The organism is Saprospiraceae bacterium (assembly GCA_016716185.1).
Taxonomy (GTDB): Bacteria; Bacteroidota; Bacteroidia; order Chitinophagales; family Saprospiraceae; genus Vicinibacter.
In genome coordinates this window covers 237,974-250,871 of sequence record JADJWV010000002.1, presented here as the reverse complement: position 1 = coordinate 250,871, position 12,898 = coordinate 237,974, and the positions used below count along the sequence as shown (strand labels likewise).

At 42.2% G+C, this 12,898-nt stretch carries 5 protein-coding genes; 1 reads left to right on the top strand and 4 read right to left on the bottom strand.

Annotated features, from left to right (window positions below; genetic code table 11):
* Positions 1–92: 92 nt before the first annotated feature.
* The 4 genes from IPM34_02850 to IPM34_02835 all read right to left on the bottom strand — a co-directional run bounded on the left by IPM34_02850 (position 93) and on the right by IPM34_02835 (position 9,954).
* Positions 93–1,130, bottom strand: a complete 1,038-nt coding sequence (locus IPM34_02850; GenBank protein MBK8954479.1) for a PorV/PorQ family protein — start codon at positions 1,128–1,130, stop codon at positions 93–95.
* A gap of 70 nt (positions 1,131–1,200) precedes the next feature.
* Positions 1,201–5,196 carry a hypothetical protein gene (locus tag IPM34_02845; GenBank protein MBK8954478.1) on the bottom strand — a complete coding sequence of 1,332 codons (3,996 nt, stop codon included), beginning with the start codon at positions 5,194–5,196 and terminating at the stop codon, positions 1,201–1,203.
* 22 nt (positions 5,197–5,218) lie between these two features.
* Positions 5,219–8,854: a TonB-dependent receptor gene (locus IPM34_02840; protein MBK8954477.1), complete on the bottom strand. Its 3,636-nt coding sequence runs from the start codon at positions 8,852–8,854 to the stop codon at positions 5,219–5,221.
* Positions 8,855–8,997: 143 nt separating this feature from the next.
* Positions 8,998–9,954, bottom strand: coding sequence for a hypothetical protein (locus tag IPM34_02835; protein MBK8954476.1), 957 nt, complete (start codon positions 9,952–9,954; stop codon positions 8,998–9,000).
* Positions 9,955–10,056: 102 nt separating this feature from the next.
* Between IPM34_02835 and carB the strand changes: the two genes are divergently transcribed.
* Positions 10,057–12,873 carry a carbamoyl-phosphate synthase large subunit gene (gene carB / locus IPM34_02830; GenBank protein MBK8954475.1) on the top strand — a complete coding sequence of 939 codons (2,817 nt, stop codon included), beginning with the start codon at positions 10,057–10,059 and terminating at the stop codon, positions 12,871–12,873.
* Positions 12,874–12,898: the final 25 nt, after the last annotated feature.

Below are 12,898 nucleotides of genomic sequence, written 5' to 3'. Positions count from 1 at the left end.
AAAAAACGCTTGCCGCTTGGGGCGACAAACGTTTTATTTTTTGCTCTTTAAATATTACAACAACATAATACCCCTGTTTAGTTCAGGGAAAATTAAAATTCTAACCTCAAACCAAGTTGATGGGTTCCGTCAAACGGATCAGAATGTCTGTAACAATAATCAATAGCCAGTCTGCTGTCGTTCTTCTTACTCAAAGGAACATTTATTGTGACTCCCGCGGCTAAACCTGTATGAGCAGTATTGACATCTCCTTCGATAGCCTCTCCCAATTCCAGTTTATAAGAAGCTCTTAGATCCAGATATTTAGTCAGTCTGGTATCGACACCGGCACCAATTTCGTCTCTTCCAAAAGAATTGGAAGTGAAATTGACAATGGGTGTGAAACCAATTTGTCCGGAAGGATTAAAATCATAAGAAACACCGATATGCAATTGCGATGGCAATTCAAATTGTGTAAGTCTGATGTTGTAGGTGAGGTCTGTATTTTCAGGACTTTTTAACTGCGCTGAGAGCCCGTCGCCGCTGAAACTCATCGGGCCGCCAATATTTCTGAGAGCAATCCCGAATTTAAAATTGTTTTCATCACCGGTAACGTATTGTACTCCTGCATCCAAAGACATACCAAACGCACTTAAGTCCTGAATCCCTTCTGAAATTCCTCGCACAAGGAATCCAACAGAAATCTTGTTGCCAAATAAATGCGAATATCCAATAGCAATATTGCTGAAATTAGGAGAATAAAATGCTCCGGTTCCTTCGGGATTAGTGGTTGTAGTCACTTTAATATCACCCAGGTTCATGCTCATCAATGCTATACCCAATGTACCATTTTTGCCCACTTTTGTAGCGAAAGCTCCTGAGCTGATTTCAATACCGCTGGGTCGCAGCCACTTGGTTTGAGCAATCCCCAATTCCCAATTGTTGATCCTGCAAAGTCCGGCAGGATTCAGCATCATGGCTTCTATTCCACCCACGCGCGAAGCGTTCAAGCTATTGAGTGCGCCGCTTCTTGGCCATGGATTCATCAACAACTCATAAGCGCCCGCCTCTCCCTGTCTGTCGGGATTTCCCGCAAAGGCTATAACAGCTAGGTTTAATAAGATGACGAGGCTAAGTAACTTTTTATGCATAAAACATGAATTTATTAATTTCAAAAAATCCTGCCCGGTTTCTTTTCCGGGCAGGTTAAATTTTTTCTAATTATAATCCGGATGGATCGAATTTTCTGGCTACACCAAACCACTTCACGATGCGTTCAGCTCCGGTAGTGTTTTCTTTAATGTGTATGATATATGCCCCACTCGATACCGGTATGCTTTTAAAATTCGTCAAATCCCATTCGAGATCTGGTGTGATTTGCGTTTCTACAATGCCCGGATTGGAACCTCTTCTCTTCACAGGAACCTCATCTCTTTTATACTGCTTGATAAATTTACCATCGACAGAGTAGATGGTTACTGTACAGCTTGCCGGAAGGTTGGTAATTTTGACAACATTAGAAAATTGTCCCGTTTCATAATTCGAAAATCCGTAGTACGGATTAGGTACCACATTCACATTGTCCAATGCATTTGTAAAGGATGATTGATCAACCACAACATCGGCTTCAAAACCCGAAACCGTAAAGGAATATAAATTATGTCCTTTGTTTTCATTGGTACCAACCGCGTATTGGTAAGGATTATCCACACGCAATCTCACAGTCACGTCATTAGGTATCAGACCATCCTTATATGAATTCATTTGCATTCCCTGATTGATCACCGACATACTACACCAGGTGAAATCACGGAATAATCTGTTCTTATCTGCAATCCTTGTTGAATTCAGACCTGCTCTGAAGGACTTACAGGAATCATAGGGGGTCTTGGTCACATAAATGTAATGATGACCTCCCAGAGGAACTCCTAATTCAGAGATTAGTGCATTAAATGGACATCCTTGATCCAAAATTACGTATTCATCAGTTGGATTATACATCATGTCATTTCCTGTTAATCCTCTTTGAGTACAGGCAGGAAAATTGAGCAAATCATTATCGCTTGAATAAAATGAATTTTCTCCAAAGAAAATATTTAATCGTTTTCCAGTTTCAACATCTACAGCATATCCCGGAAACCAACCATAGCCTGTACTGTCCTCGTTTGTATCTATATCTGGCAAACCATCTCCATCTAAATCATCTTTAGTAACTGATGGATTCTTTTTAATTGCAAAATTCTTGTACAATTTTAGTAAATTAGGATCCATTGTCGTGTTAGAATTCCAGGTTTCAATGACTACACAACGACTCCATTTTGATTTATCAGAAGTAAATACAATATCTACGTTATTGAGCTCCGACATTTTCATGGTACCCTGTGTAACTTTCGACAATGGATCAATCCAAACCGGAGTTATACTAAACGAATCAGCAGGTAGCTTGTAAGGATACCAGGTTCCCTCAATTTCCGGGCCACCCAGATTTGAAAAACACTCCTGAGGGTCTAATAAATAGCGGGATTGTCCGAGTCCGGTTTGTATAAAATCAACCTGCCCGACGTTGTTATCGGGTTGGCCAATTAACCACCTCAATCCATTGGGATCTTTATAATCAAAATACAAACCATCTCCTATGACTCCACAAGTATTGGTGGAATCGCTGCCGGCATCAACGGTTTGACCTATCGCCACAGATATTCCGAATTTATTCATAACCTGTTCATTGAACTGGTTGATATCGGATTCAGCAAAAATGGTATCGTTTGAATTGGTCCGGATCAGCATCCAGTTTACCGGGTCGTCTAATTTTGTATTATTCAAATTGGCATCGGTAAAACGAAGCTGGTAATCTCCGTCTTTAACCCGAAGCGGATCGTAAACTTTTATTTCAACCGGACCACTGCCCCCCTGATAGGTGATTTTCCCATCAAAATTTGGACTCAGCATTTTATCATACATATCAGACTTCAATTTCAGATCGATATGGCCTGCGCCCACACCATCGTGGCGTGTGATTTCAAATCCCTGTCCGTATTCTGCATTTAATTTTTCGTAAACCTGAGGTCTGGGAACCGCCGTATATGGTTTACCGTCTCCATTCGGCCCGATGTTCAATCGGCCAGGACAATACTGTGTTCTTTGTCCGAGGTTTTCCACGAGGTCATAGCTTTTATAATTGTTATAACCATAGGCTATGGCCACAAAATAATATTTTTTATGGTTGACCAGTCTCCGGTCGCTGGTCGCAAATTGGTCTTCTTTAATTCTGAATGTATGGCGTATACCTACATCCGCACCTGAAACCTTTTCGACAGGACTATACACAATCGGATGTGTTGTCTGATCCGGGTTTGGATTTTTTGTACCTACCCAGTTATAAATTTTTGTGATATTATTCTTCAGATCCACGGTAAAGATCTCTCTTGCCTTTGTAGGATCGGCAATAACAGCCTCTGTCAATGTGACTGATGCATCTGCCAATTGAAAAATGCGGTAACCTTCAAAACGATAGAGACTATCCACCCCTGGAGGTAAACCAATTCCTTTATCTGCCCAAGACTCATGATAATTATTGGATCCAATATCATTGGTAAGTACCATAACCAGTTCGCGATCCAGTTCAATAAAATCAACATCCGGAGCGTCAGGACCGTCTTTAAGCCTGAAGCAATTGTCAAACAGATCCTGCGAAAGGTTATCGGCTGCAAACAATTCATCAAGACCCGGGCAAGGATAATTTTGATCGGGAACAAAGACTGCACCAATGATCAATTCGTTGATAGCGCCTGGTTTTAACAACATAGGACCAGTAGCCTGTAATGTACGGCGGTCTCCTTCCGGAGCTTGCACGGAGCACATGCTCCAGCCAGCAGGGTCATTGGGTTCGCCAGGAAAGGCATATCTGGAAGAGTCCACAGAGCCAGGATTGTAACCTGTGTTTCCCCTTGTCAATGGTGTTCCATCGCGCCATCTACCTGTGAGATAATTGTAATATTCTGTGGCTAATTGCGGGTCTGTAGTGGCAGCCGGGTGGTTCCCGCCTCCACTTGGATTGTTGTAATACATGAAAGAAGACATCCCAATCTCCAAACCATTCGTGTCAAGAGGACCCCTGAAATAGTCAACACCTAAAACAGGAATTTCAGTACAATAGGTGTTAACACCACGATCGCAATTGCAACCGTTGTTTCCATCCGAAGCATCGATGTTGTAGATAAACATCAGACTGCGGTCGATATCGCATCCAATGTAATCATCGGAATAACATCCCAAATCGGGATCGACCCACATAGCGAAGTAACATTCCTCGAGATCCTGTGGAGCTCTGTTGATCAATTTATATCGCTGGAAGGTCATGTCGTTGATCTCATCACCGGTAGTAAATCCAAAAGCCTGGACCTGGACTTCCATACGAATGGGCTCTCCATTGGAGTTGGTGTGGATCCCTCCGTTATCGTTGTAAATCCAAAAGATCATTTGGTCGGGGAAAACCGGCTCGGGGCATCCCCGGATATCGATAATCGGAAATTCGCCTTTCTCTGGTTGATAGATTCCATCTTCCGATTCGGGATATTCGTAGAACAAACCTAAACCCTGAGGATACAGAACCGGATCAGGCAATTCAAAATTATATTTCTGTGAGAAGTATTTATTACCTCTGGCTGGATAGTATAAAACATCTTCGGGAATTTCATCGATGTTCAAATCGCGAATACCCCTGACCAGCCTGAAATTTTTTTGCTGGGTACGAATGTCTGATCCTAAAACTGTGAAAAACTGATCCCATTTCAAACAAATGTCCATATCGGTTTCTCCAAGATTGGTCAATGGACCTGGCCAGCAATCATTTTCACTGGAACTTCTGAACGTCTGACCCATCATGTGAAGGTTTCCAGCAGGGTCTTTTCCTCCAACCCAAACGGCTCCGGCAAAAATTGCAGAAACTTCTTCTTTGTTGGACCCTGGTTCCACTTTAGGAACGATATAACTTCCGCGGTTAAGATCCCACCAGCAATCGCCACCATTGAGGAGTCTTGCCCGGACGTTATTGATGTCGAGGTCTATTTGTTTTGTTGCAGGTGCACAGGCACCCCCTCGCAATTGTAATTTTTTGCCGGATGCATTTTGTTTTTGATAAGCCTCTGATGGCTTATGTGCAAATACACCATTGCTAAAAGACAATAAAAGAATGAAAATAAAAAATGAATATTTCATATTATTTTTTAAATTTTTAAAATTAGAATTCCAATATCGCACCTATAAATATTCTTCTAGGCAGCGTAAAATTGTCAGGGTTCAGAACCCTGTAGTTATATTGGTTTACGAAATAATCGACGTAATCTTCTCCATAAGAAGTGATCACATTATCCAGTTCTGCAGCACCGCGATCAGAATTCAGATAACCATCGTCTTTGGCATCTCCTGAACCCCTGTATACGGCAATTACATTCTTGGTATCAAATAAGTTTTGCACGCGGAGATAAATATTAAGGTCCAGTGGATTCTTGCCTTTTACCAGACTGAAATTTTTATCTATTCGCATATCCACTCCAAAATTCCAGGGCAAACGCGCTCCATTGATATCTCCACGGAATCCGGATCCGCCAAAACGGACGATCTGTGTTCCCGGCGAATAAGGACGCCCTGATGCGGTGATGATCTGGAGATTAACTCCTGCGTTGGCAAAAATATCTTTGCCAGCAATTCTTGGACCATTATAAGCCTTGCCTGACTGGTAACGATAGTCCACAGTAAATGCAAATCTGTGGCGCTCGTCGTAATTGAACGGAAAGATATTTCTGATATTGATTCCCTTCTGGGTCAGACCCGATTGAGATTCCGGATCAGAACCCGTACCATCTGCAAACTGTAAGGTGTAGGCAGCTGTGAATTCGATATTTCCGGTTCTTCTTAAATCGTAAGTAAAGTTAAATCCCTTTACGGTACCGAAATCGATGTTTCCATAGCTGTCGTAAGTCCCAACAGTCGCAACGCGGCTGTAGGTTATTCTGTTGATCATGTTTCTCAATTCTTTATAATAAGCCGATAATTTTATTGCAGATGAATTGGAAATTTTTTGTTGGAAACCAACTTCGTAATCGATGGTCTTGCTGGGCTTCAGATTTGGATTATTTGCCGGTGTGCGTCCCTGATCATTAAAATAATAATATTCAAGGGGTGAAACAAATGCATTCGAAGTTGGCCTTTGAACTAAGATATCGTAATGTGCAAAGAAGTTGGAATTGTCTGAGATAGGAAAAGAAAATGCCAACCTCGGCATAAAATTAATTTGAGGATCATAGTCTTCAAATGAATCGTCGAGTTTAAATGTAGCCCTTTTGATAGAACGAATGGTATCTTCCGGTTCTACGTAAGCCGGGAATACAAGATTACTCGTAAAGATCTGATCGGAAGAATTCACAGGTGTACCTGATGAGTTGTACCATTGGTCGCCGTTGCGATATGCTCTAACTGTAGTAGAGCGTTCTCCCGTGACATATACCTTATAATCATCTCCAATGGATCCGGGCTTGTTGGTGCCATTGATTTCGTGAAATGATTTGGCCCCCATGATGCCATATAAAGAATAAGGATCTTTCAACACTTTAGTATTGGCATCGTAGTAATCTACGCGAAATCCGAGCCTGAAAATAATGTCTTTAAAAGTAAATTTATCCTGAATATATCCACCTGCATAAATCGGAGAAAACGGAGCTACGGTAAATGCTTTATTTCCATCGGCATCGATGATTTTGTAGAAGTCTTCAAATTTTGCATTTCCGGTTAATTTGTTTCCCAGGTAATCAAAGCCAGAGTAACCAATGGCACTCTGATCGGTCAGTTCCTGAGCAGAAAACATATCGAGACTCAAATCATTTGCACCCAATTCGTTAACATTCACGTATTGATAAATAGCTGAGTCGATAGGAATATTAGGCAATATTTTACGTCTGACTTCTCTATAAAATCTGGATTCAGGTGATGGTGTAATGATATTTCTGTACAAATCGCCACAGTCCGGATCAAAGCCAACCACTACTGTGGTATCAACACCGGAAATATGGTTATTGGTATAAAGCCTGGCCAAATTCCAGAGTGCAAATGGAGCAACTGTATAACTTCTCGACACCCTTTGTTCATATACCAGACCGAATTGAATGTTGTGTCTGCCGCTTTTTGAACCCCCGGGTAGAAAATCAAATCCGCTGGTAACCTGTAAAGTAACCAGGTCATTATCAGTCTTATTATATCGGTTGTAAATTCCTCCCACGTTATTGTTCAAACCTGACCAGGTATTGTCGAAAGCCGAGCTCAATCTACCATTGGAAGCCCTGTAGCCATCCAGCAACTGAGGTTCTGTGATTCCAATTTGATTCAGTGCAGCATAAGACGGATTAGGACTGCCTGCAGGATCGAAACCATCGACGAGAAAGGTCCAACCTGAGTGTACCCCTTCTCTGGTTTCGCATTGATAGTGGCCCGGGAATTTGCCTATATAACCATAATCAAATAGACGATCCTTATGTCTCCAGTCCTGAGTTTCAGTTAAGGATTTCTGTATACCTCCCTGAAGGGTATAGTATGCATTCTGGATATTTGAACTTGCGGCTCCCTCTTCTCCGGGATTTGTTCCTAAATCAACCAACCTCCCTAATCTGTGGCGTAATCTGATGTTGGCCCGGTAAATCCGACTATCTTGTACGGGATTGTTGATCCAGTTCAATAAAGTCCAGGCACCTTGTCCTGTGGTATTGTCATCCCCTGGATTGAAGCGGTTGTTTACATCGGAATAATTACCCGAGATAGAGATATCGATATTTTCAACAGGCCGGAAATCCAGTTTTGCTGTGATATCGTAAGCCGTATTGTCCTCATTAGGATTGTAGTCGAGCACATCGATTTCGTTATCTTCCAGGAATTGGCCTGACACGGTAGGAGTTCCGCCCAATAAATTCAGAGGATCCCTTGATAATCTCGATATGGATGATTCTGTGGCTCTGTAGATCGGGTAAGCCGGAGGATCATCGTCTTTCTGATAATTGTACTGACCAGCTACGCGGTAACCCAAAATGGTGCGCCCGTAAGTTGAATCAGTCAATTTTTGTTTCCAGATGGGACCGCTGAGGTTCAAGCTTAACAGTCTGTAGCCATAAGGATCCAGTCCCTCTGAAGTTTCCGCCTCAACACCTCCTGAAAATTTGGAGGAAGGGCCTTTACTTGTGAGTGCAATGATACCTCCCGTGACATCTCCGTATTGAGCTTCAATTCCCCCAGTGACCACCTGTAATTGTTCCAATTCGGAAGTTGGTATTTGTCTTCCTGTGATTCTCAAACCATCCAGATAAAAAACGGTAGCATCCGAACGACCTCCCCGTATATAAGCATTCCCACCGTCTACGCTGGAGAGACCGGCAGATGTAGCTGCAACCGCATTGATATTTTTAACCGGCATGTTTTTGATCTTCTCGGCGGTGATGACGGATCCCTGAGTTGTATTATCTTTTTCTATTAACGGAGCTCTGTATTCTACAACTTCCACAACTTCAAGAGCAAGACCATAAGTCATTTTGATGTTCAGGGTATTGGCTTTACCCCCTAAAACGTTGATGCCCGTAACTCTTTGTGGATTGTAACCCACATATCTTGCTTCGACATCGTATTTCCCCGGATCCAACTGTACGCTATAATTTCCATCAAAATCGGTGACCACGGTGGTTACCTGGATCCCGTTTTTGAATAAGATTATGGCGCATTGAATTATGGGTTCACCATTATCCTTGTCCGAAACTTTTCCCGCCAATGCGGTCTGTGCCATGGCGGCTATGGACATAAGAATGACAGCATGGAAAATGAGTACTAAACGTTTGACCATAATGTGAATTTGAAAAAATTATCCTTTAAAAATTTCGCAATGTTAAGAATTTCTAAATGCATTTCAAACCTATTTAACCAGCAGGCATTTAAATTATTTCATGCATTTGAAGATGATAAAAATAACCTCTTGATTATCAATATTTAAGACATGTTATTCCATAGCCATGCTTCCAGTTTAGCCAAGAGGACTTCAGCAATTTTAAGTTTGGACTCGTGGGTCCAACCCGCAATATGCGGACTCAGTACTACCTGATCAAAGGTGTACAAATCTTCATAAAGTTTTCGTTCCGTTTCGGAAAAATTCAAAGGATGCTCGTTTTCAAAGACATCCAGACAGGCTCCCAGAACCTTGCCCGATCTAAGCGCGTCGATCAGATCGGTCGTTTTAACAATCGGACCCCTGGAAGTATTGATCAGATAAAAAGAATGGCTGCAAGAATTTATAAATTCTTCATCGATCAAATGTTTCGTATCAGGGTTTAGTGGAATGTGGAGACTGATCAGGCCGGCTTCTTTCTGAATCGTTTCGACATTCTTTACAAGCTCATAACGGTACCCGGTTTCCAAATGCTGCTTGTATTTGTCAAAAACGAGAATTTTAACATCAAAAGCGGACAATAATTTGGCAAAAGCGGGGCCTGTATGGCCGAAACCAATGATTCCAACTGTCTGACCCTGAAGCTCTTTGCCCCGGTTTTCTTCTCTCAGCCATGTCATGGCTCTTACTTGACTGTCTGCGCGTTTCAGATTTCTGAAAAGACTCAGAATCATGGCTAAGGCATGTTCGGCAACGGCCTGACAATTGGCTTCCGGTGTATTGATCAGGTGAATGTTTTTGTCCCGGGCGGCCACAGCATCTATAATTTCCATTCCGGAACCGAGTCTTCCAATCCATTTAAGTTTGTCTGCCGCCAAAATAAAAGAACGGTCAGCTTTGATTTTACTATTGATCACGAGTCCTTCATATTCCTTTACTATTTCTATGGTCTTTTGCAGACTGATATCCGGCATGTAATCCACCTCGTAATTTTTAGAAATCAGTGCATTGATCAACATGGGATGCACATCGTCGGTAATCAGAACCTTTGGTTTTGTCATGTATAATTTGTTCAGGATGAGGTTTCAGAGAAACAGTTGAATCGGGCTTCGATCACTGTGTTCTTCTTGCAAAGCTTATCTTTGCGCCAAATTTAATATTTAATGCCAAAAGACAACTCGATCCGGTCTGTTTTGATCATAGGAAGCGGGCCCATCATTATAGGACAAGCTTGTGAATTTGATTATTCTGGAACACAGGCAGCAAGGTCTTTAAGGGAAGAAGGGCTTGAAGTCAGTCTGATCAACTCTAATCCAGCTACCATTATGACTGACCCTGTAACAGCAGACCATATTTACCTGATGCCTCTTACAGTCGAAAGCATCGTTAAAATACTTGAAGAAAGGAAGATCGATGCAGTATTGCCTACCATGGGGGGGCAAACTGCCTTGAATCTGGCCATTGAAGCTGACAAACAAAATGTTTGGCAACGATTCGGAGTTAAAATGATCGGTGTCGATATCTCTGCAATTGAACTTACAGAAAACAGGGAACTCTTCAGACAACACATGATCAATTTGGGAATTGGTGTGGCACAATCTCAAATAGCCAACTCCTTTCTCGAGGGTAAAGAAGCAGCACAAAAGATAGGTTATCCTTTGGTTATAAGACCATCTTATACCTTAGGTGGTTCAGGTGGAAGTTTCGTGCTTAAAGCAGACCAATTTGACGAATCCCTGAGAAGAGGTTTGGATGCTTCGCCAACACACGAAGTGTTGGTTGAGAAAGCAGTATTGGGATGGAAAGAATTTGAGCTGGAGTTGCTCAGGGATCAAAAAGACAATGTAGTCATCATCTGCACGGTAGAAAATCTCGATCCCATGGGAATCCATACCGGCGACAGCATCACAGTAGCCCCAGCCATGACCTTATCCGATACGGGATTTCAGAGAATGCGGGATACTGCCATTAAAATGATGCGATCTCTTGGAAATTTTTCAGGAGGATGCAATGTGCAATTTGCCATGAATCCGGATACCGAAGAGATCATCGCTGTGGAAATTAATCCACGGGTATCCAGATCTTCTGCCTTGGCGAGCAAAGCCACCGGATATCCGATCGCAAAAATTGCCGCAAAACTTGCCATTGGTTATACACTTGATGAATTGCAGAATCAAATCACCGGAACAACCTCTGCTTATTTTGAACCTTCGTTGGATTATGTGATCGTCAAAATGCCCAGATGGAATTTTGAAAAATTTCATGGAGCAGATCGCCGGCTTGGCTTGCAGATGAAATCTGTAGGAGAGGTCATGGCTATTGGACGGAGCTTCCGGGAAGCCCTTCAAAAAGCCTGTCAGTCATTGGAGAATGACCGTCACGGATTGGGAGCCGACAAAAAAGAATGGATCAATACGCAAGATATTCTAGAGCGGCTTGAAGTCGTAAGCGATGATCGCATCTTTAGAATTAAAGATGCGTTGCGACTTGGGGTTCCTGAAAAGACTGTTTACAAACTCACCGGAATTGATCCCTGGTTTTTAAAAGAAATTAAAATGCTGGTCCAAATGGAAGACCAGTTGATGAAATACAATTTACCCGAAGATATTCCTGTCAATTTTTTCAAAGAACTCAAAAAAAGCGGATACAGCGATGCCCAGATTGCCTGGTTAATGCGGGTGGAAGAAGAAGACGTTACCAAACAAAGATTGAAATTAAACATCCGGAGAGTTTACAAACTTGTCGACACTTGTGCGGCAGAATTTGAAGCCAAGACGCCCTATTACTATTCCAGTTTTGATTCTGAAAACGAAAGTGTTTCACATCCTAAGAAAAAAATAATTGTCCTGGGCTCAGGACCCAATCGCATTGGACAAGGTATTGAGTTCGATTATTGCTGTGTGCATGGCGTCATGGCCATTCGCGAAGAAGGATTGGAAGCGATTATGGTGAATTGTAATCCTGAAACCGTTTCAACGGATTTTGACATAGCCGACAAACTATATTTCGAACCCATTTACTGGGAGCATCTCGAGGAGATCATCGAACATGAAAAACCCGAAGGAATCATTGTGCAGCTTGGTGGACAAACTGCTTTAAAACTTGCTGAAAAAATTCACAAAAAAGGCATCCCTATTATAGGTACGGATTACAACAACATGGACATTGCAGAAGATCGCGGGCGATTTTCGGACCTGTTGAAAGAAATGGGGATTCCGTATCCAAAATATGGTGTAGCAACGGATGCTGATGAGGCCCTTGGAGTCGCAAGAAACATTGGATATCCGGTATTGGTGAGACCATCGTACGTACTTGGTGGACAGCGAATGAGAATTGTCATCAACGATGAAGAACTCGAACGACATGTACTCTCCATTTTCAAACATATGCCCGATAATAAGGTATTGATCGATCAGTTTCTCGAACGTGCCAAAGAAGCGGAGATCGATGCCATTTGCGATGGTGAAGATGTACACATCATGGGAATTATGGAGCACATCGAACCTGCCGGTATTCACTCCGGCGATAGTTCGGCAGTCCTCCCACCATACAGCCTGAGTGAAGCTTCTGTACAAACCATGATTGAATATGCAAAAGCCATAGCTTTCCGGTTGAATATCCGGGGACTGATCAATATCCAATTTGCTATCAAAGGCGATCAGGTTTTTGTGATCGAAGCCAATCCAAGAGCATCGAGGACCACACCTTTTATTGCCAAGGCCTATCAGGTGCCTTATTTAAATATGGCTACAAAAATTATGATGGGATATAAAAAGCTGAGTGACTTTCAAATTGTGCATAAGCTCCAGGGCTATGCCATCAAAGTACCTGTTTTTTCATTCAATAAATTTCCCGGTGTCGACATCAGCCTTGGACCCGAAATGAAATCAACCGGAGAAGCCATACATTTCATCAAAGATCTTTATGATCCTTACTTCAGAGAGATCGATGCGAAGCGGTATATGTATCTTACACGATAAACAAAAGCCCATTGATTCACTGAAG